Below are 20,559 nucleotides of genomic sequence, written 5' to 3' on the forward strand. Positions count from 1 at the left end.
CGTGCATGCCCTTTTGTCTTCCCCGTCGTTGGCACCTACGCCAATTGATCGCTGCCTCCAGCCTTGTTTTGCTTGTCGCCTGTGCGGAAAAACCGACCGCAGCCGACGCTCAGCCGCTTCAGACGCTTCCTGTCGCCACCGCCCCGGCGGTTGTTCCGCCTGTGGTTCCGACGGGTGAGAACCTCGACATCCAGCCAACCCAGACCTTCGCCGAATGGCAGGCAGGTTTCCGCAAGGATGCCCTGGCCGCGGGTATCCGCGCCGATCTGTTTGATCGCGCTTTCGCCAATGTCAGCTTCGACCCCAGCGTGATTAGTGCCGACCGCAGCCAACCGGAATTCGCAAAACCGGTGTGGGAATACCTCGATGGTGCCCTGTCGCCGCTGCGGGTACGTAAAGGCCAGTCGCTGGTCAACCAGTACGCCGACGTCCTGCAAAGCATCGAACAGCGTTATGGCGTTGATCGTCAGGCGCTGGTAGCTGTATGGGGCATGGAAAGCAACTTTGGCCAGTTCCAGGGCAACAAGTCGGTGATCAACTCGCTGGCGACCCTGGCCTACGAAGGCCGTCGCCCCGGTTTCGCCCACGCGCAATTGATTGCTGCACTGCAAATCCTGCAACAAGGCGATATCGAGCCCGAGAAGATGCTGGGATCCTGGGCTGGCGCCATGGGCCAGACCCAGTTCATCCCGACCACCTACAACACCCATGCCGTGGACTTCGATGGTGACGGGCGTCGCGATATCTGGAGCAGCTCGGCCGATGCCCTGGCGTCTACCGCGCACTACCTGCAGAGTTCTGGCTGGCAGAGAGGCCAGCCATGGGGCTTTGAAGTCCAGCTGCCGAGCGGGTTCAACTACCTGCTGGCCGACGGCACGATTCGCAAGAGCGTCGCTGAATGGCGGCAACTGGGCATTACCCTGCCCAACGGTGGCCAGGTCCCGGCCGACTCCGAGCAATTGTCCGCCGCCCTGCTGCTGCCGGCCGGTTACCGTGGCCCGGCGTTCCTGGTGCTCGATAACTTCCGGGCAATCCTCAAGTACAACAACTCGTCGTCCTACGCCCTGGGGGTGAGCTTGTTGTCCGAACGCTTCAATGGGGGGGGCTTGATCAGTGGCACATGGCCAAAGGATGACCTGCCACTGAGCCGTACCGAGCGGATCGAGCTGCAAAACCTGTTGAGCGCACAAAACTACGACGCCGGCACCGCCGACGGGATCATCGGCGCCAACACCCGCAAGGCGATCCGCAGCGCCCAGCAGTCGTTTGGCTGGCCAGCGGATGGGTATCCGACGCACAAGTTGCTGGAAGGGTTGCGCAACCGCTAAAAGCAAAAGATCGCAGCCTTCGGCAGCTCCTACGGGTGTACACAAAACCCCGTAGGAGCTGCCGCAGGCTGCGATCTTTTCCAGATGTTCGCGTCTTACCTGATTACCACATCCTGCTCCAACATCAATTCCTGATTCCCCGCATCCAGCCTGACCAACGCCCCCATGGGCAGCGTCAGATTCGGGTCGCAATGCCCACTTCGCCACCCGGACAACACCGGAATCTTCAATGGCGCGAAGGTCTGTTTGAGCAACCTGTCCAGCGCGGCCACCTCCACCCCCGCCACATCCCCGACCAACACGCCGCGCAGCTTGTGCAACGTGCCCGCCAGCCGCAGTTGGGTCAGCAACCGGTCGATGCGATACAGCGGCTCGTTGATGTCCTCGATCAACAGAATGACGCCCTCGGCATCAATCTCGTAGGGCGTGCCCATGGTCGCGGCGATCATGGCCAGATTGCCACCGAGCAAGCGCCCATGAGCGACGCCCGGCTCGATCGTGGTCAGCGGGTAGGCCACCGGATGAGCCAGCACCGAGCCCGCCCTCACCTGCCCGCGCAGCATGTTGAAAAAGGAAGACTCCGTTGGTATTTGCTTGCCACCCAGCAGGTCGGCGTTGAGCAACGGGCCATGAAATGTCACGAAGCCGGCATAACGACTGATTGCCAAATGCAAGGCAGTGATGTCGCTGTAGCCGATGAATGGCTTGGCGTTGTCGCGCAGCAATTGGAAATCGACGCGATCAAGCAACCGGGGGGTGCCGTAACCTCCGCGCAGGCAGATGATGGCATCGACTTCACGATCCGCGAACGCAGCGTGCAGGTCATTGAGCCTCACGTCGTCGCTGCCGGCCAGGTAGCCATCTTTCTCGTAGACCCCGGGAAACACTTTCAGTGAGTAGCCTCGGGCACACATCCATTGCACCGCCTTGTCGGTGTCCAGCGTCGCGGGACCGGCGGGTGCGATAACGCCGATCCTGCCTTCCGACGGCAGTGCCGGGACGGGAGCATGAGGGCAAAGGGTGTGGGTCGGTCGAGCGGTCATCCGTGAATCTCCCTGGGTGAGAACTTCAGCACACAGTAGTCAGGAACGGGGACAAACTGAAGAGGGTCAGTCGCCCCGCAGGTTGCAGGAAAAAGCGGCCAGCGCCGTAGGCCAGGCAAAAAAACGCCCGCAAGGCTGAATACCGTGCGGGCGTTTTTCATTTCCGTGCGCAGATCAGGACGACATCAGCTCGGCCTTGACCAGCTTGGCCTGCTCGTCGGCGTGATACGAGGAGCGCACCAACGGACCCGAGGCAACGTTCTTGAAGCCCATCTTGTAACCTTCCTCGGCGAACCAGGCGAAGGTGTCCGGGTGCACGAAGCGTTGCACCGGCAAGTGGCTGCGGGACGGTTGCAGGTACTGGCCCAGGGTCAGCATGTCGATGTCGTGCTCGCGCATGCGCTTCATGACTTCGATGACTTCTTCGTCGGTCTCGCCCAGGCCCAGCATCAAGCCGGATTTGGTCGGAATGTGCGGCATCATCTGCTTGAAGCGTTGCAGCAGGGTCAGCGACCACTGGTAGTCCGAACCCGGACGCGCAGCCTTGTACAGGCGCGGCACGGTTTCCAGGTTGTGGTTGAACACATCCGGCGGCTCGGCGGCAGTGATTTCCAGGGCGATGTCCATGCGGCCACGGTAGTCCGGAACCAGGGTTTCGAGCTGCACGTTCGGCGACAGCTTGCGGATTTCGCGGATGCAGTCGGCAAAGTGCTGGGCACCACCGTCGCGCAGGTCGTCGCGGTCCACCGAGGTGATCACCACGTACTTCAGGCGCAGGTCGGCAATGGCGATGGCCAGGCTTTCCGGTTCGTTGACGTCCAGTGGCTTCGGACGGCCGTGGCCGACGTCGCAGAACGGGCAACGACGGGTGCAGATGTCACCCATGATCATGAAGGTCGCGGTGCCGCCCGAGAAGCATTCGCCCAGGTTCGGGCAGGACGCTTCTTCACACACGCTGTGCAGCTTGTGCTTGCGCAGCAGGGCCTTGATGCGGTCGACTTCCGGCGAAACCGGGATGCGCACACGAATCCAGTCCGGCTTCTTCGGCAGTTCGGTAGTCGGAATGATCTTCACCGGGATGCGTGCAACCTTTTCGGCGCCGCGCAGCTTGACGCCGGCTTCAACCTTGGGACGCGGGGCCGGGCGCTCGGTGACATCGAGCGTCGGGATCATGGTTTGCACTGCATCAGTAGTCATATCAGTCGATTCCGCCCGTGAGGGTCGTCTGCTCAGCATAGTCGAGGTGTTTGACGAGCTGCGCGCGCAGCCGGGCACTTACCTCGGCAAATTCAATCGATCCTGCGTGATCGCTCAGCTGGGTCATCGCCAGCCCGGCGTAGCCGCAGGGATTAATCCGTCGAAACGGTTCCAGGTTCATGTCCACGTTCAAGGCCAGGCCATGAAAGGAACAGCCATGGCGGATCCGCAGACCCAGGGAGGCGATTTTCGCCCCGTCGACGTAGACACCCGGTGCATCGGGCTTGGCCGCGGCGGTGACACCGTAACTGGCCAGCAGCTCGATCAGGCATTGCTCCATCCGGCTGACCAGATCGCGCACGCCAAACCCGAGCCTGCGTACGTCCAGCAACAGATAAGCCACCAACTGGCCGGGGCCGTGGTAGGTCACCTGACCACCCCGGTCGACCTGCACCACCGGAATATCACCGGGAAGCAGCAAGTGTTCGGCCTTGCCGGCCTGGCCCTGGGTGAACACCGCAGGGTGTTCCACCAGCCAGACCTCGTCGGCGACATCGGTGCCGCGTTCGTTGGTAAAGCGTTGCATGGCATGCCAGACCGGCTCGTAAGCCATCTGGCCGAGCTCGCGAAAGCCCAGCGTGCCGGACATCACAGCACCATGTGCACGAAACCGGTGGCCCGCAGTTCGCTGTTGATGTTGTACAGCTGGTCCTGGTCGGTCGCGACGATGTGCAACTGAATGGTGGTGTATTTGCCGTTGCTGCTCTGGCGCTCGTCAACACGCTCATCGTTGATCTTGGCGTGCTTGCGGACGATGTCGATGATCCTGTCCTTGTTGCCCACGCCGGTGTCGCTGATCACCTTGACTGGATAATCAGTGGCAGGGAATTCGATCTTTGGCGCCTTTACTTCGGTATCGGTCATGGCGTAACGGCCTCGTAAGCGTAAGCCGTGGCGACGGCAAAGCCCCGCGCCGGATCAGCACGGGGCCTTGCAGGAGCACACTATCAGTTGAACAAGCCGTAGAAGAATAGACGGATGCTATCCCACATGCGACGGAAGATACCACCCTCTTCGACGCCATCCAGAGCGATCAGGTCGGCGCTGTGCACCACTTTGTCTTCCAGTTTGACTTCCACTTTACCGATCACGTCGCCCTTGGCGATTGGCGCAATCAGTTGCGGGTTCATGGTCATGCTGGCGGCGAGCTTTTTCAGCTGGCCTTTCGGCAGGGTCATGGTCAGGTCTTCAGCCAGACCGGCCTTGATCTGGTTGGTGGCGCCTTTCCAGACCGGAGCCTGAGCCAGCTCGGTACCCTTCTGGTAGAAAGTCTGGGTTTCGAAGAAACGGAAACCGTAGGTCAGCAGCTTCTGGGTTTCGGCGGCACGGGCCACTTCGCTGTTGGTGCCGAACACCACGGCGATCAGGCGCATGCCATCACGTACGGCCGAGGACACCATGCAGTAGCCGGCTTCGTCGGTGTGACCGGTCTTCAAGCCGTCGACGGTCTTGTCGCGCCACAGCAGCAGGTTACGGTTGGGTTGCTTGATGCCGTTCCAGAAGAACTCTTTCTGCGAGTAGATCGCGTAGTGAGCCGGGTCTTCGTGGATGATCGCGCGGGCCAGCACAGCCATGTCGTGAGCCGACGAATAGTGCTCAGGATTCGGCAGACCGGTCGGGTTCATGAAGTGGCTGTTGGTCATGCCCAGGTCGCCAACGGTTTTGTTCATCATGTCGGCGAAGGCGTCTTCGCTGCCGGCGATGTGCTCGGAGAGCGCGACGCTGGCGTCGTTGCCCGACTGGATGATGATGCCGTGCAGCAGGTCGCTGACGGTGACTTGCGAACCCACCTTGATGAACATCCGCGAACCACCGGTGCGCCAGGCGTTTTCGCTGACGGTCACCGGGTCGTTTTCACCGATCTGGCCACGACGGATTTCCAGGGTCGCAATGTACGCGGTCATCAGCTTGGTCAGGCTGGCCGGTGGCAGACGCTGGTCACCATTGTTTTCGACCAGCACGTTGCCGCTGCTGGCATCCATGAGCACGTAGGCCTTGGCGGCCAATTGTGGTGGCGAAGGCATCATCTCGACCGCAAAAGCAGCGGGTGAGAGAAGCAGCGGGACTAACAGGAACAGGCGTTTGGCAAAGGTGGTGATGTTCATCCGTCTCTCGAAATCGCTAATGGAAACTGCCCGAAGGCAAAACTAATCAGATGACTTTCTAACGAGTCATCGCGTGTTCAGTTGCTCACTCCAATCACCCTTTGCCGGGCTTTTGTTCTTCGAAGAGCCAACAACCTGGTTCACCCCCCAAAACCGCAGATGAACCATCAATCAAGTCCTACGTATTACTCAGTCACAACGCTCGGCGAACCGAGATTGGCCAGGCGCACACTGTTCTGCACCTGCTGGATTTCACCCGGCGATCCGATCGGGCCCAGGCGAACCCGATGCAGGGTTTGCTGATTGCGCACGATCGAGCTGATGAACACCGGAGCGCTCACCATCCCGCTGAGCTTGGATCTCAGGAGTTCTGCAGCGTCCGGGTTGGCGAACGCGCCCACCTGCAGATACTGGCCAGAGGCTGGTACAGAAGCGTTTTTTTTTGCATCGAGCTGAACCGGCACGACCGCAGCGGCGTGTTGCTGCGGCGGAGGTGTCCATTGCTCGACGGTGCCGGCCGAAGCCGTGATCACCGGGGCGCTATTCTGCGCGACTTTCGGTTCGTTGAGCATTAATGGTGCCGGACGGCCTTTGGCCGCCCAATACGCCTGTGGATCGATGCCTTCGACCTTGACCCGCGCCGTGCCGGTTTCGGCGTAACCGAGTTTCTTCGCGGCAGCGTAGGACAAGTCGATGATCCGGTCCGAGTAGAACGGACCGCGGTCGTTGACTCGCAGGATCACGCTCTTGTTGTTGTCCAGGTTGGTCACCCGGACGTAACTCGGCAGTGGCAATGTCTTGTGCGCGGCACTCATGCCGTACAGGTCATACACTTCACCGTTGGCGGTGTTCTGACCGTGGAACTTGGTGCCGTACCAGGACGCCGTACCCGACTGCACGTAGGTCTTGGATTCTTGCAGCGGGAAGTAAGTCTTCCCCAGCACAGTGTACGGGTTGGCCTTGTACGGGCCGGTGTGCAGGGTCGGCGTGGCGTCCGGGATACGCGAAACATCGACGTCCCACCATGGCGCGCCATCCTTGTGGGCGCGGTTGATGTCCAGCCCCGGCGTCGTGCGCACGGTGGTGGTGGGCTTCTGGGCCGGCGCACGGCTGGTCGAACAACTGGCGACCAGCACTGCCAGCGCAGCGCATGCCATCAGCTTCAGGGGTTTATTGATAGGCAATGCCCGCATTACTTGACGCCCCGTGCTTGGACCAGCTGTTCAGACAGTTGATGTACGGCCATGGCGTACATCACGCTGCGGTTATAACGCGTGATCGCGTAAAAATTCTTCAGGCCCATCCAGTACTCGGGGCCATTGTCGCCTTCCAGGCGGAAAGCAGTAACCGGCATATCATCGCGCAGCGCATCATGACTTGACCACCCCAGGGCTCGCAACTCCCCGACGGTTTTCGTCGGTTCGATGCCTGCGGTCAAACCTTCGTCAACCTGATCGCCACGGACATTGGCGCGACTGACCACCGGTTCGCCGGCGACCCAGCCATGACGCTTGAAGTAACTGGCGACACTGCCGATGGCATCGTCCGGGTTGGTCCAGATGTTGATATGGCCATCACCGTCGAAATCCACCGCATAGGCGCGGAAGCTGCTCGGCATGAATTGCGGCAAGCCCATTGCGCCAGCGTAGGAGCCTTTGAGCGTCAACGGATCGACCTGCTCTTCGCGGGCCAGCAGCAGGAACTCACGTAATTCCTTGCGGAAAAACTCGGCACGGGGAGGATAGTCGAAACCCAGGGTCGACAAGGCATCGATCACCCGGAAATTTCCGGTATTACGGCCGAAAAAGGTTTCAACGCCGATGATCGAGACAATCACCTGGGCCGGCACGCCGTATTCCTGCTCGGCACGGGCCAGCACCGCTTCGTGCTGACGCCAGAAGTCCACCCCGCGGGCTATGCGCGCATCGGTGATGAACATCGGGCGATACTCGCTCCACTGCTTGACCCGTTCGGCGGGCTTCGAGATGGCGTCCAGAATCGACTGCTTGCGCTCGGCTTCGCGGAACACGCCCATCAATTGTTCACCGGCGAAACCGTAGTCGCGGGTCATTTCACCGACGAATTCGGCCACCTGGGGTGAGCCTTCGTAGTCGCCGGCCAACGCTTCCTGCACGCTGCCAAGGATGCTTACCAGGCCGACCCATGGCGCAAATCGAGTCGCCCAGCCACGCATTACTTGCATTGAAAATTTCACCTTATTCAAACCTGCGCGATCCACTTGCGATGGGTATGGATCGACATCAAAACCCCAAACGCTGACAGCAGCGTCACCAGCGAAGTTCCTCCGTAGCTAATGAACGGCAACGGCACCCCCACCACCGGCAACAGGCCACTGACCATACCGATGTTGACGAAAACATAAACAAAAAACGTCATGGTCAGGCTGCCCGCGAGCAACTTGCCGAACAATGTCTGCGCCTGGGCGGTAATCACCAGACCGCGACCGATCAACAGCAGGTAGATCAGCAGCAGCGCACAGATCCCTACCAGGCCGAACTCTTCACCCAGCACGGCAATGATGAAGTCGGTATGGCTTTCCGGCAGGAAGTCCAGGTGCGACTGGGTGCCCAGCAACCACCCTTTGCCGAACACACCGCCGGAGCCGATGGCGGCCTTGGACTGGATGATGTTCCAGCCCGTGCCGAGCGGATCGCTCTCCGGGTCGAGGAATGTCAGGATTCGCTGCTTCTGGTAGTCGTGCATGATGAAGAACCACATGGCAACCGCCACGGGAACGGCGGCAGCCAGCACGCTGAGGATCCAGCGCCAGCGCAAGCCCCCCATGAACAGCACGAAAGCGCCGCCGGCCAGGATCAGCAGCGAAGTGCCAAGGTCCGGTTGCCGCACGATCAGAATGAACGGCACGCCGATCAGCATCAGGCTGACGCCCACATGCTTGAGCTGGGGCGGCAAGGTGCGTTTGGACAAATACCAGGCGATAGTCGCTGGCATCAGGATCTTCATGAACTCCGAGGGCTGGAAGCGGATCACCCCGGGAATGTTGATCCAGCGGGTGGCGCCCATGGCGTTGTGGCCCATGATGTCCACCACCAGCAACAGCATCACCCCAACCACGTAGCCCAGCGGCACCCAGCGCGCCATGAAGCGCGGCTCGAACTGGGCGATGACGATCATCGACACCAGACCGATGCCGAACGAAGTCGCCTGCTTGCCCAGTAGATCCCAGCTCTTGCCACTGGCCGAATACAGCACGAACAGGCTGCCGGCGGCGAGGGTCAGCAGCAGGATCAGCAGCGGGCCGTCGATGTGCAGGCGTTGCAGCAGCGTCGCACGGCGACGCATCACATCCTCACTGGAGAGCATGCGATCGAAGTTATTCATCACGGGCGGTAGCCTCTGCACTGATAGGGCTGGCGTATTCGGGCTTCAACCGACCGTCCTGGTCCAGGAGCCAGGCGTCCATGACTTGACGCACCACTGGCGCAGCGACACCGGAACCGGACTCGCCGTTCTCCACCATCACCGACACCACGATTTTCGGATCGTCGGCCGGCGCGAAGCCGACGAACAAGGCGTGGTCGCGATGGCGCTCCTGAACCTTGGAACGGTCATACTTCTCACCCTGTTTGATCGCGACCACCTGGGCCGTACCCGACTTGCCGGCGATTCGGTATTGCGCACCGATCGAGGCTTTGCGCGCCGTACCACGGGCACCATGCATAACCTGCTGCATGCCGTGGTTGACCTTGGTCCAGTCCGATGGGTCGCGCAGGATGATGTCCGGCATCGGATTCTCATCCACCGGCTTCACACCCTCGATGGTCTTGGCCAGGTGTGGACGATTCCAGATGCCTTTGTTGGCCACCAGCGCGGTGGCCTGGGCCAACTGCAGCGGAGTCGACTGCATATAGCCCTGGCCGATTCCCAGAATCAGCGTCTCGCCCGGGAACCATGCCTGGCGACGGGTCGCACGCTTCCATTCGCGGGACGGCATCAGCCCCGGCGACTCTTCGAACATGTCCAGGGAGACTTTCTGGCCAATGCCGAACTTGGTCATGTACGCCGACAGCCGATCGATCCCCAGCTTGTGCGCCAGGTCATAGAAGTAGGTGTCGTTGGAACGCATGATCGCCGTGTCGAGGTCGACAAAGCCGTCGCCGGTACGGTTCCAGTTACGGTATTTGTGATCGTAGTTGGGCAGCATGTAGTAACCGGGGTCGAACACTCGGGTCGACGCCGTCACCACGCCGGCATCCAGACCGGCAATCGCCACCGCGGGCTTGATGGTCGAGCCCGGCGGGTACAGGCCACGCAGCACGCGGTTGAACAGCGGCCGGTCGATGGAGTCGCGCAGCTCGGAATAGGCCTTGAAGCTGATGCCGGTGACGAACAGGTTCGGGTCGAAACTCGGCTGACTGACCATCGCCAGCACTTCGCCGGTTTTCGGGTCCAGCGCGACCACCGCCCCACGACGACCACCGAGCGCAGCTTCGGCGGCCTCCTGCAATTTGATGTCCAGGCTCAGGACGATGTCCTTGCCGGGAATCGGATCGGTACGCTTGAGCACGCGCAGTACGCGGCCCCGGGCGTTGGTCTCGACTTCCTCGTAACCCACCTGGCCGTGCAGCTCGGGCTCGTAGAAGCGCTCAATGCCGGTTTTGCCGATGTGGTGGGTGCCGCTGTAGTTGACCGGGTCCAGCGACTTGAGTTCTTTCTCGTTGATCCGCCCCATGTAGCCCACCGAGTGCGCAAAGTGCGCGCCCTGCGGGTAGTGACGAACCAGTTGCGCGACCACTTCCACGCCCGGCAGGCGGAACTGGTTCACGGCAATCCGGGCGATCTGCTCTTCGGTCAGCTCAAACAGGATCGGTACCGGCTCGAACGGCCGGCGCCCCTGACGCATGCGCTTCTCGAAGATCACCCGATCCTCTGGCGTCAGTTCCAGCACTTCGACGATCACGTCGAGCACCTGCTGCCAGTCGCCGGACCGCTCGCGGGTCATGCTCAGGCTGAAGCTGGGCCGGTTATCGGCGATCACCACGCCATTGCGGTCGAAAATCAAGCCACGGGTCGGCGGAATCGGCTGCACATGGACGCGATTGTTTTCCGACAGGGTCGAGTGGTACTCGTACTGGATCACCTGCAGGAAATACAGGCGCGCAATCAGCACGCCAATCAGCGCCACCACTGCAATGGCCCCGAACACGACGCGGCCACGCACCAGACGGGCGTCTTTTTCGTGGTCCTTGATGCGGATCGGCTGGGTCATGAGAGGGCAGAACTACTTGTGGTAAGGGTGACCGGACAGCACGGTCCAGGCACGGTACAACTGTTCGCCGATCAGAATCCGCACCAGCGGGTGCGGCAAGGTCAGCGGCGACAACGACCAGCGCTGGTCAGCCCGGGCACAGACTTCCGGTGCCAGCCCTTCGGGGCCGCCGACCATGAAGTTGACGGTGCGCGAGTCCAGCCGCCAGCGATCGAGCTCGACCGCCAGCTGCTCGGTGCTCCAGGGCTTGCCATGGACTTCGAGGGTGACAACGCGCTCGTTCGGCCCGACCTTGGCCAGCATGGCTTCGCCTTCCTGACGGATGAAGCGGGCCACGTCGGCATTCTTGCCACGGGTATTGAGCGGTATTTCCACCAGTTCCAGCGCCAGCTCGGACGGAAGACGCTTGGCATATTCATGCCAGCCTTCTTCCACCCATTTGGGCATGCGTGAACCGACGGCGATCAGTCGCAGTCGCACAGCGGTCCCTTATTCCTGGTCTTTGTTGAGCTTGTTGAAGTGCTCGTGACCAACTTCAGGGCTGTGGTGCTTGCCATCGGCCGCACGGCTCTGCTCGGCACCTTTCCAGAGGCGCTCCAGGTCGTAGAACTGACGGGCGTTGGAAGTCATCATGTGGACGATCACGTCGTCCATGTCCAACAGCACCCAGTCGCTGTCGCCTTTGCCTTCTTCACCCAGCGGCTTGATGCCCAGGGCTTTGACGGCCTCGCGAACCTTGTCCAGCATCGCGCCGATCTGGCGGTTGGAGGTACCGGTGGCGATGATCATGTAGTCAGTGATGCTCTGCTTGTCGCGAACATCGATCACCAGCACGTCCTGGGCCTTGACGTCTTCCAGGGCGGCTACGGCGATCTTGACCAGCTCGTCGCCTTTAGGCGGCTCGGCGGCGAGGACCTTTTCCGGCAGCGGGGCACTCTTGAATGTGCCTTTGCGTTTTACTTTGCTTTCGTTGTTGCTCGTCATATAAAACTCGTTTTGCTCGTTTGTTCGGGCGCTTCAATACACGTTGTTGCCACGTGCCTTGAGGCACTCCTATTCAGTTCGACGCACGGTAGAGCCCGTGCGCATCGATGTAGGCCAGGACCGCGTCGGGCACCAGGAAACGTACCGACTTACCGCTGGCCAGCAGTTGACGGATCTGGGTGGCGGATACCGCGAGCGGTGTCTGCCAGACGAATGCAATCTGTCCGCTCGGCCCTTTGAGGGCCAGCGGGTCGCTCACCGAGCGCGCTGCCAGCAGGTTGCGCAAGGCATCCGGCGGTTCGCTGTCGGCATCCGGGCGTTGCAACACCAGGATATGGCAATGCTGGAGCAACTCTTCCCAGCGGTGCCAAGTGGGCAGGCCGCAAAAAGCGTCCCAGCCCAAAAGCAGAAAAACCTGGTCGGATACGGCCAGTTCGGCGCGCATCAGTTCCAGGGTATCAATGGTGTAGGACGGTTTGTCCCGCTGCAATTCGCGGGCGTCCACCACCAACGGTGCCACACCGGCCACCGCGCACTCGACCATTGCCAGTCGGTCTTTTGCCGACACCTGCGGCTTGTCCCGATGGGGCGGCCTGGCACTGGGTGTCAGGCGCAGCTCATCGAGCGCCAGGGTTTCGGCGACTTCCAGCGCACCGCGCAAATGGCCGATGTGCACCGGATCGAACGTTCCGCCCAGCACGCCAATGCGGCGAGGCGCTGGCTCGCTGACGGTGACCGGGGCTGACGGGTCGAAGTCGCCCAAGTCAGACCGGCTCCTGTCCGCGCAGCTGCCCGTCGCCGACCACGATGTACTTCTCGCAGGTCAGTCCTTCGAGGCCCACCGGGCCACGGGCGTGCAGCTTATCAGTAGAAATGCCGATCTCGGCACCCAATCCGTATTCGAAGCCATCGGCGAAGCATGTCGGGGTGTTGATCATCACCGACGACGAGTCGACTTCAGCCACGAAACGCCGGGTGTCGCCCTGGTGTTCGCTGACAATCGAATCGGTGTGGTGGGAGCCGTAACGGTTGATGTGCTCGATGGCCTGCTCCAGGCCGTCAACCACGCGGATCGACAGAATCGGCGCCAGGTACTCGGTGCTCCAGTCTTCCTCGGTGGCCGGCACGGCATCGATGATCGCCCGGGTACGCTCGCAACCACGCAGCTCGACGCCTTTTTCTCGGAATTGGGCGGCCATCGCGGGCAGGAAATCCTTGGCGACGGTTTGATCCACCAGCAGCGTTTCCATGGCACCGCAGATGCCGTAACGGTAAGTCTTGGCGTTGAACGCGATGCGCTGGGCCTTGGCCAGGTCGGCATGTTCACTCACGTAGACGTGGCAAATGCCGTCCAGATGCTTGATCACCGGGACGCGGGCGTCACGGCTGACACGTTCGATCAGGCCACGACCGCCGCGCGGCACGATGACATCGACGTATTCAGGCATGGTGATCAGCGCACCAACGGCAGCACGATCCGTGGTTTCGACCACTTGCACCACGGCGGCGGGAAGATCGGCGTCGGCCAGGCCGCGCTGGATGCAGGCGGCGATGGCCCGATTGGAATGAATGGCCTCGGAACCGCCACGCAGGATGGTCGCGTTGCCGGACTTCAGGCACAGGCTGGCGGCATCGATGGTCACGTTCGGCCGCGACTCGTAGATGATTCCGATCACGCCCAGTGGCACGCGCATCTTGCCGACCTGAATACCGGACGGACGGAAACTCATGTCGCGGATCGCGCCGACCGGGTCCGGCAGGGCCGCCACCTGGCGCAGGCCGACGATCATGCCGTCGATACGCGCCGGGGTCAGTGCCAGACGTTCAAGGAGGGCCGGCTCCAGACCATTGGCGCGACCGGCGGCCAGATCCAGTTCATTGGCCGCCGTCAGCTCGGCGCGGGCAGCGTCCAGCGCATTGGCGGCGGCCTGCAGGGCGCGGTTTTTCTGCGCGGTGCTGGCACGGCCGATCACGCGGGAAGCTTCGCGGGCAGCGCGACCCAAGCGGGTCATGTAGTCAAGAACGGACTCAGTCATGGTCTGGCGTTGTCTTTGATAAGGTCTTGGTAAAGAGTAAAGCGGCAGATTATAGCTGTCGCGTCCCGGGACTAACAGCGGTGACGGGCGGATGGTCGAAATGGAGGTGTATTTGCCGACGTTCAGCCGGGATTAAGCTGCAAATTGTTATCATCACGACTCATTCAGCCCTGACAAATGCCGGCCATCATGTCCAATCTGACTGTTCGAGCGTCCGCCATGAGCCTGCCCGCGGGCCTCCCGGACGCGTTTTTCGACCGTGACGCGCAAATTCTGGCCCGGGACTTACTGGGCAAAGTCATTCGCCATCGAGTCGGCGACCTGTGGCTCAGCGCCCGGATCATCGAGACCGAAGCCTATTACTGCGCGGAAAAAGGCAGCCACGCGTCCCTTGGCTACACAGAAAAGCGTAAGGCTTTGTTTCTGGATGGCGGCCACATCTATATGTATTACGCCCGGGGCGGCGACTCCCTTAATTTCAGCGCCCAAGGGCCCGGCAACGCCGTGCTGATCAAGTCCGCCTATCCGTGGGTCGATGAACTGAGCGGGCCGGCCAGCCTGGCGCAGATGCTATTGAACAATCCCGATGCCCAGGGTCACCCTCGCCCGTCGCAAAAGCTCTGCGCCGGGCAAACCCTGCTCTGCAAGGCGCTGGGCCTGAAAGTGCCGGTGTGGGACGCCAAACGCTTCGACCATGAAGTGCTGCTGGTGGAGCATGTCGGCCAGACGCCCGCCCACATCATCCAGACAACGCGCCTGGGCATCCCCCACGGACGCGATGAACACCTGATGTACCGCTTCGTCGACGGAACCTACGCGGCTTACTGCACGCGGAACCCGCTGCGTCGGGGGCAAGTCGAAGGTCGCGATTATTTTGTGCTGTCCTGAAATTGACTCAGACTTGATGCAAACAGAAATCCCCTGTGGGAGCGGGCTTGCCCGCGAAGGCGGCGTGTCAGGCGACACAAATATCGACTGAAAGGGCCCCTTCGCGGGCAAGCCCGCTCCCACAGGGTTCGGCGCCGTTACGAAAATTTGCGTTTGCCCACCAAGGGCCAATTGAATTCAATGGAGTGGTTTTTATGGGCCCATGGCTCGATAGCGTGACCGGATGGTTGGCGGTCAACCCGCAATGGCTGGCAGCAGCGGTATTCATCGTAGCCTTTGTGGAATGCCTGGCGATTGCCGGGCTGATCGTTCCCGGCACGGTGTTGCTGTTCGCCGTGGCGGTACTGGCAGGCAGTGGCGCGCTGACGCTCAGTGAGACGCTCTTGCTGGGTTTCGTCGCCGGGGTGCTGGGTGACGTCGTTTCGTATTTTCTGGGGCGGCACTTCCATCAGAACATCCGGCGCCTGCCGGGCTTGCGCCATCATCCGGAATGGATCGCCGGGGCCGAGTCATATTTCCAGCGCTACGGCATCGCCAGCCTGCTGGTTGGGCGCTTTATCGGCCCCCTGCGGCCAATGCTGCCGATGGTGGCCGGAATGTGCGACATGCCTTTCCCGCGCTTCTTCGCTGTCAGCCTGTTGGCCGGCGCGGGTTGGTCGGTGGCTTATCTGATGCCTGGCTGGGCTACGGGCGCGGCAATCCGCTTGCCGTTGCCCGAAGGCTTCTGGCTCCAGGCCGGGGTTGTTGCCGGCAGCATTGCTCTGATGGTCGGCTTGAGCGCGACCAGTAGCCTGCGCCGGCATCGCCGCGCGACGCTGTTCATTACCGGTATGAGTCTTCTGATTCTGGCGGGGCTGTTTATCGGATATTCGCACCTGTCCGCACTCGATCAAGGCGTGATGACGCTGGTGCAGGAGCATCGTAAACCGTTGCTGGATGAAGTGGCGGTGGTCTTCACGCTGATCGGCGAATTCCGCAACATGTTGCTATTCAGTGCGCTGCTGACCGGTTTGCTGCTGCTGATGCGGCAATGGCGGCACGCGATTTTCGCGGGCAGCACACTGCTCTTCACGGCCCTGGCCAATACCGCGACCAAGTACTTTTTCGCGCGCTTGCGCCCCGAAGTCTTGAGCGATCCGCTCACCAGCTACAGCATGCCCAGCGGCCATGCTTCAGGGTCTTTCGCGCTGTTCCTCACACTCGCCGTTCTGGCCGGCCGCGGGCAACCGCCCCGGATGCGCCTGACCTGGTTACTGGTGGGATGCCTGCCCGCACTGGCGATTTCGCTTTCGCGTGTCTACCTCGGTGCGCATTGGCCGACGGATGTATTGGCCGGCGCAATGCTGGCGGCGTGTGTCTGCGGGGCCAGCCTGTGGCTGATCCAGCGCAAGGAACCGCTCAACGCCTTGCCGCCCAAGGTCTGGTGGCTGGTGCTCCCAGCCTTGGTGGCATTGTTCGGGTTCTTCGTGTTGCGGCATTTGCCGCATACGATGTTGAGATATGCTTATTAAGCGCGTTACTTACGCGACACACCAACTTACCCCCCCAAAAATAATCCCGATCGCACTGACCGGGATTACTTTACAAGCAGGCAATTGATTTTAACCTTTGAAGCGCCCCACCGACCTGGAACAACAAATATTTAACTAAAACGGTGGGAGCTCATTCATAAAGCCCTCAGCGCGCACCTCAAGATACTTATCCAGACGCCCATAATATTGTCGGAATACAGTACCAAGCTCCTTTCCCACCTTATCCTTGACGTCAACATATCTGGCATCCGGATTGGCCTCAAGCAACTCATCGGCCACTTGACTCCAGACAAGCAACCGAATCAAATAAGATTCTTTCTCCTGCGAGGGATGAACCAACCCAATTTCTTCAATATCATTGCTCATAATTCAAACTCTCCTTGTTATTAACAACCCCAAATCCGGGGCACACGGAGAACTTATATAAAACAACCATCCACTACAAGATCTCCAGCCTTTAAAATTAGAACAAAACAATTAAGCAAACAACTCACCTTGCAACTCATCCAGCAACGCCTGAATCGCATCCAGTCGTTGTTGCGGATCATCAAGTTGCAACAGGTCGATCTTGTCCAGTTCGGCAAAAGGCTGCAGGTACGCCAACTGATTGGCCAGTGACTGTTGCCCGGTCGCTTCGGTGCCCATGTTCAAGGCTTCGACCATCGGGTGTTCAGCCAGGGCCTGAGCAACGCCACCAGATCGGCGTCCTCGTCCTGCAGCGGCTGCTCCGGCTCGTCTTCCAGCCAGTGCAAAGAGGCCGGGTAACGACGTAGTGTCGCGCCAACTCATTTTTGGAGTAGGCGCCGGACAGCCAGTCGCCTATGAACCTCGCTCTCTGATCCATTGGGGACTCTCGATTCCAGGGCATGGTCAGGCAGCTCCTGACCACATTTTTGCACCTGTAAACGATATCTTCCCTTGCAACTCATACCGGGTAGCTGCTGCTCAATGCTTTTCGCCATCAATCAATAGGAGATTGATGGCGATACCCCGACAGCAAAAAACCAGGCAACGTTACAAAAGATTCACATCTTCTGCCTGCATTCCTTTGGCACTTGGAACGGCCTTGAAAGATACTTTCTGCCCCGCTATGAGACTTTTGAATCCGTCAGCCTTTATTGCTTTGAAGTGAACAAAAAGGTCGGAACTTCCATCATCAGGCGTGATAAACCCGAAGCCCTTCTCATCACTGAACCACTTGACTGTACCTGTTGTCATTTTCGTGCTTCCGCTTGCTTAATAATATATAGATCAAGAGACAACAACCCATCGTATCGCGTCGGGACACTTTTCCAGCACAATGACCCCGTAGCATTCCAGCGACACAAACGATCGGACATTGCCGCCGTCAACTTTCTTCGGCATCAACGATTTCAAGGTTGATGGCGTAATACCTTCCATTATCTCCCCGACATAGTTCGTAGCTCACCAATTGCCCGGGCTTGATTTTCAGCTTGTCGAGCTCAGCCTGATCAAGGGAAAAAAACACCTCATGCTCCTCGAGCCCCTCAGTGAAGTTTTCTGTATCAGGAGACCCTGATGAATTTGTTTTTTCCATATCTACTCCAAGGGTAAGCCAGCCCCACAAAAAATTGCATTCGTGCTTACCAGCAGCTCGTTATAGCCCAGCGGAGCGTTTAAACAACATTCACGTCCTCTGCCTGCATTCCTTTAGGCCCTGGGATCGACTTGAAAAATACTTTCTGCCCCTCTTTAAGGCTTTTAAAACCATCAGCCTTTATTGCGCTAAAGTGAACGAAAAGGTCCGCACTGCCATCATCAGGCGTAACAAACCCAAACCCCTTTTCATCATTGAACCACTTGACTGTTCCCGTTTTCATTTCTCGCTTCCACTTATTGAATATACAAATATCGTTAAAAAATCTCGCCATTGCGCGCAGCTTTTTTTATAAGTCGACTACTCACACACTCTTGGCGCGAGCGCGCACTCATGCAAAATTCAGAATGACACTCTATAGGCCTTTGCATTCAACCAAGCAATGACGCGACATTCGCTGAAATGACTCTGACATCCCCTTGTCCAACTCAGGATTTGCAAACCGGAGTGCAAGCCCTCGAACTTGCTATAGCATTCATCTTCAATACCTTAAGTTACCCCACCAAAACGTGAGAACTCAGAAGCTATTTCAAACGACACTGCAATGCAATGCAGGCACGAAGCCAAAACCGCTACTAATTGCGACTGACCGTTAATCACACTCAAACTTTATAAGTGTGTAATTATTTGTCATACAACGCTGACTGAAACGTCAAAAAGCCAGAGCAAACAAGTGCTCCACATGAAATGAATTACTTTACACATTACTATTTTCTACAACTAAGCAAACAACTCCCCTTGTAACTCGTCCAACAATGCCTGAATTGCATCCAGTCGTTGCTGTGGATCGTCGAGTTGCAGCAGGTCGATCTTGTCCAGTTCCGCAAATGGCAACAGGTAGGCCAACTGATTAGCCAGCGATTGTTGCCCGGTCGCTTCGGTGCCCATGTTCAAGGCTTCGACCATCGGGTGCTCCGCCAGAGCCTTGAGCAACGCCACCAGATCGGCGTCCTCGTCCTGCAGCGGTTGCTCCGGCTCGTCTTCCAGCCACTCGACCTCGGCGACGGTCAACTGATCCCGTTGTACTTCGGTACGCAAAACGTGAAAGCGCCGACCGCCCTGGACCCGAATCCCCAGCAGGCCGTTGTCCTGCTGTTTGAAATCGGTGATCAGCGCTTCACAACCCACCAGCGCGTAGCCGGCCGGGGCGATTCCGACTTCTTCGCCATCGAGGATGCACACCACGCCGAACCCGCCACCCTGCTTCATGCAGCGGCCGATCATGTCCAGATAGCGCGCTTCGAAGATCTGCAAATCGAGGATGCAACCTGGGAACAGCACTGTGTTCAACGGAAAAAGCGGCAGACTCATAGACATTTCCTTACACGACCATCGACACCGCCAGCGGCAGGAAAACCGCCGTGGCCACACCCATCAGGCTCATTGCCAGCGCCGCGAAGGCGCCGCACTCTTCACTTTCCTGCAACGCCACCGACGTGCCGACCGCGTGGGCCGTCATGCCCAGTGCCATACCCCTGGCTTCCGGACTTTGCACGCCGAGGCGAGTCAACAGGGCCGGGCCGAAAATCGCCCCGATCACACCGGTAATCAGGACGAACACCGCTGCCAGCGCCGCGACCCCACCGATCTGTTCAGCCACCAGCATCGCAATCGGCGACGTCACCGACTTCGGTGCCATGGTCATCAGGATCATGTGCTCGGCACCGAACCACCACCCCAACAACACGCCCATACCCGTGGCCACCACCCCGCCTATCACCAGCGTAGTAAATATCGGCCAGAACAACTGCCGAATCCGTCGCAGGTTGAGATAAAGCGGCACCGCCAGCGCGACAGTGGCCGGACCGAGCAGGATGCTCAGGATCTCGGTGCTTTTGCGGTACTCGGCGTAAGTCAGGCCGCAACCCACCAGCACACCGATCACCAGCAACATGGAGACCAGCACCGGCTGCAAAAAGATCCAGCGGGTTTTCTCGAATGCTGCAAGGACGAGTTGATAGGCACCGAGGGTGATACCGATGCCGAATAATGGATGGTGAATCACCGAGGCCCAGGCGCCGTGCCAGTCGAAGATCATTGGTTGTCCTCGGAGTGCGCGTGACGCTTGACCATGCGCTGCATCAGCACCCCGGCGAAGGCCATCGAAAGCAACAGCGACAACACCAGCGCACCGACGATGGCCCAGAAGTCCGCCGCGATGTCAGCGGCATACACCATCACGCCCACGGCCGGCGGCACCAGCAACAGCGGCAGGTAGCGCAGCAGGCTGCCGGCCGCCAGGTTCAGTGGCTCGCCGACCTGGCCGCGGCAGATGAGGTAAACCAGCAACAGCAGCAACCCCACAATCGGCCCCGGCAGCACAGGCAGAAACAAATGATTGATCGCCGTGCCGAGCAATTGGAACAGCACCAGCCACGTCAGGCCCCGTAACAACATCAAAGATCTCCCGCAAAATCCGTCACCCGCATTGGCTTGGCATTATAAGCATGCTCACGCTATAGACCGGCATTCGCCAAAAGCATGGCCAGTTGACCGCGACGTTCAGCCATGTTGATC

Annotated in this window: 23 protein-coding genes and 1 pseudogene; 3 read left to right on the top strand and 21 right to left on the bottom strand. The window is 59.7% G+C overall.

Going from position 1 to position 20,559, the window contains the following annotated elements:
* The first annotated feature begins 5 nt into the window (after window positions 1–5).
* Window positions 6–1,328, top strand: a complete 1,323-nt coding sequence (locus tag KW838_RS19395) for a lytic murein transglycosylase (protein ID WP_218502642.1) — start codon at window positions 6–8, stop codon at window positions 1,326–1,328.
* A gap of 95 nt (window positions 1,329–1,423) precedes the next feature.
* On the opposite strand, the gene KW838_RS19400 is transcribed toward KW838_RS19395, so the two are convergent.
* From KW838_RS19400 to KW838_RS19460, 13 genes are all read right to left on the bottom strand, one after another.
* Window positions 1,424–2,371: an LD-carboxypeptidase gene (locus KW838_RS19400; RefSeq protein WP_218502643.1), complete on the bottom strand. Its 948-nt coding sequence runs from the start codon at window positions 2,369–2,371 to the stop codon at window positions 1,424–1,426.
* 174 nt (window positions 2,372–2,545) lie between these two features.
* Window positions 2,546–3,544 (bottom strand): lipoyl synthase, encoded by a 999-nt coding sequence (gene lipA / locus KW838_RS19405; protein WP_162130289.1) that lies wholly within the window; start codon window positions 3,542–3,544, stop codon window positions 2,546–2,548.
* A gap of 25 nt (window positions 3,545–3,569) precedes the next feature.
* Window positions 3,570–4,217, bottom strand: a complete 648-nt coding sequence (gene lipB, locus KW838_RS19410) for a lipoyl(octanoyl) transferase LipB (RefSeq protein WP_007975880.1) — start codon at window positions 4,215–4,217, stop codon at window positions 3,570–3,572.
* Window positions 4,217–4,492 (bottom strand): DUF493 domain-containing protein, encoded by a 276-nt coding sequence (locus KW838_RS19415; protein ID WP_218502645.1) that lies wholly within the window; start codon window positions 4,490–4,492, stop codon window positions 4,217–4,219. Before KW838_RS19415 ends, lipB begins: the two co-directional genes overlap by 1 nt.
* A gap of 83 nt (window positions 4,493–4,575) precedes the next feature.
* The gene (locus KW838_RS19420) at window positions 4,576–5,733 is read right to left on the bottom strand and encodes a D-alanyl-D-alanine carboxypeptidase family protein (RefSeq protein WP_218502655.1); all 1,158 of its coding nucleotides are present in this window, start codon (window positions 5,731–5,733) and stop codon (window positions 4,576–4,578) included.
* A gap of 185 nt (window positions 5,734–5,918) precedes the next feature.
* Window positions 5,919–6,926, bottom strand: coding sequence for a septal ring lytic transglycosylase RlpA family protein (locus KW838_RS19425; RefSeq protein ID WP_102700935.1), 1,008 nt, complete (start codon window positions 6,924–6,926; stop codon window positions 5,919–5,921).
* The gene (mltB, locus tag KW838_RS19430) at window positions 6,926–7,936 is read right to left on the bottom strand and encodes a lytic murein transglycosylase B (RefSeq protein ID WP_218502657.1); all 1,011 of its coding nucleotides are present in this window, start codon (window positions 7,934–7,936) and stop codon (window positions 6,926–6,928) included. The genes KW838_RS19425 and mltB overlap by 1 nt, the downstream gene beginning before the upstream one ends.
* A gap of 17 nt (window positions 7,937–7,953) precedes the next feature.
* Window positions 7,954–9,057, bottom strand: coding sequence for a rod shape-determining protein RodA (gene rodA / locus KW838_RS19435; protein ID WP_102700961.1), 1,104 nt, complete (start codon window positions 9,055–9,057; stop codon window positions 7,954–7,956).
* 31 nt (window positions 9,058–9,088) lie between these two features.
* Window positions 9,089–10,984, bottom strand: coding sequence for a penicillin-binding protein 2 (gene mrdA, locus KW838_RS19440; RefSeq protein WP_102700933.1), 1,896 nt, complete (start codon window positions 10,982–10,984; stop codon window positions 9,089–9,091).
* 12 nt (window positions 10,985–10,996) lie between these two features.
* On the bottom strand, window positions 10,997–11,464 hold the full coding sequence (gene rlmH / locus KW838_RS19445) for a 23S rRNA (pseudouridine(1915)-N(3))-methyltransferase RlmH (protein WP_007937439.1): 468 nt from the start codon (window positions 11,462–11,464) through the stop codon (window positions 10,997–10,999).
* A gap of 9 nt (window positions 11,465–11,473) precedes the next feature.
* Window positions 11,474–11,968, bottom strand: a complete 495-nt coding sequence (gene rsfS, locus KW838_RS19450) for a ribosome silencing factor (RefSeq protein WP_007975896.1) — start codon at window positions 11,966–11,968, stop codon at window positions 11,474–11,476.
* Window positions 11,969–12,041: 73 nt separating this feature from the next.
* Window positions 12,042–12,731, bottom strand: a complete 690-nt coding sequence (gene nadD / locus KW838_RS19455; RefSeq protein WP_007975898.1) for a nicotinate-nucleotide adenylyltransferase — start codon at window positions 12,729–12,731, stop codon at window positions 12,042–12,044.
* A 1-nt stretch (window position 12,732) separates the two neighbouring features.
* Window positions 12,733–14,004 carry a glutamate-5-semialdehyde dehydrogenase gene (locus KW838_RS19460; RefSeq protein ID WP_218502660.1) on the bottom strand — a complete coding sequence of 424 codons (1,272 nt, stop codon included), beginning with the start codon at window positions 14,002–14,004 and terminating at the stop codon, window positions 12,733–12,735.
* 189 nt (window positions 14,005–14,193) lie between these two features.
* Here KW838_RS19460 and KW838_RS19465 point away from each other — a divergent pair, with 189 nt between their 5' ends.
* Entirely contained in the window at window positions 14,194–14,892 is a 699-nt protein-coding gene (locus KW838_RS19465) for a DNA-3-methyladenine glycosylase (RefSeq protein ID WP_218502662.1), read from the top strand.
* A gap of 194 nt (window positions 14,893–15,086) precedes the next feature.
* Complete coding sequence (locus tag KW838_RS19470) at window positions 15,087–16,403, top strand: bifunctional DedA family/phosphatase PAP2 family protein (RefSeq protein ID WP_102700931.1); 1,317 nt, start codon at window positions 15,087–15,089, stop codon at window positions 16,401–16,403.
* 135 nt (window positions 16,404–16,538) lie between these two features.
* On the opposite strand, the gene KW838_RS19475 is transcribed toward KW838_RS19470, so the two are convergent.
* The 8 genes and pseudogenes from KW838_RS19475 to KW838_RS19510 form a co-directional block, all read right to left on the bottom strand.
* The gene (locus tag KW838_RS19475; RefSeq protein WP_218502664.1) at window positions 16,539–16,790 is read right to left on the bottom strand and encodes a hypothetical protein; all 252 of its coding nucleotides are present in this window, start codon (window positions 16,788–16,790) and stop codon (window positions 16,539–16,541) included.
* Window positions 16,791–16,901: 111 nt separating this feature from the next.
* Window positions 16,902–17,182, bottom strand: a pseudogene (locus KW838_RS19480) (ATP-dependent protease); the annotation flags it as partial.
* A 256-nt stretch (window positions 17,183–17,438) separates the two neighbouring features.
* Window positions 17,439–17,642, bottom strand: a complete 204-nt coding sequence (locus tag KW838_RS19485; protein WP_102700929.1) for a cold-shock protein — start codon at window positions 17,640–17,642, stop codon at window positions 17,439–17,441.
* A gap of 130 nt (window positions 17,643–17,772) precedes the next feature.
* A complete protein-coding gene (locus KW838_RS19490; RefSeq protein WP_102700928.1) occupies window positions 17,773–17,982 on the bottom strand; it encodes a hypothetical protein in 210 nt (69 codons plus the stop codon).
* A gap of 79 nt (window positions 17,983–18,061) precedes the next feature.
* Window positions 18,062–18,265, bottom strand: a complete 204-nt coding sequence (locus tag KW838_RS19495; protein ID WP_102700927.1) for a cold-shock protein — start codon at window positions 18,263–18,265, stop codon at window positions 18,062–18,064.
* A 497-nt stretch (window positions 18,266–18,762) separates the two neighbouring features.
* On the bottom strand, window positions 18,763–19,353 hold the full coding sequence (locus KW838_RS19500; protein ID WP_007998442.1) for an LON peptidase substrate-binding domain-containing protein: 591 nt from the start codon (window positions 19,351–19,353) through the stop codon (window positions 18,763–18,765).
* 10 nt (window positions 19,354–19,363) lie between these two features.
* Window positions 19,364–20,080 carry an LrgB family protein gene (locus tag KW838_RS19505; RefSeq protein ID WP_102700926.1) on the bottom strand — a complete coding sequence of 239 codons (717 nt, stop codon included), beginning with the start codon at window positions 20,078–20,080 and terminating at the stop codon, window positions 19,364–19,366.
* A complete protein-coding gene (locus KW838_RS19510; RefSeq protein ID WP_015096984.1) occupies window positions 20,077–20,439 on the bottom strand; it encodes a CidA/LrgA family protein in 363 nt (120 codons plus the stop codon). Before KW838_RS19510 ends, KW838_RS19505 begins: the two co-directional genes overlap by 4 nt.
* Window positions 20,440–20,559: the final 120 nt, after the last annotated feature.

It is taken from the genome of Pseudomonas sp. PDM27, from assembly GCF_019219205.1.
Classification (GTDB): Bacteria; Pseudomonadota; Gammaproteobacteria; order Pseudomonadales; family Pseudomonadaceae; genus Aquipseudomonas; species Aquipseudomonas laurylsulfatiphila.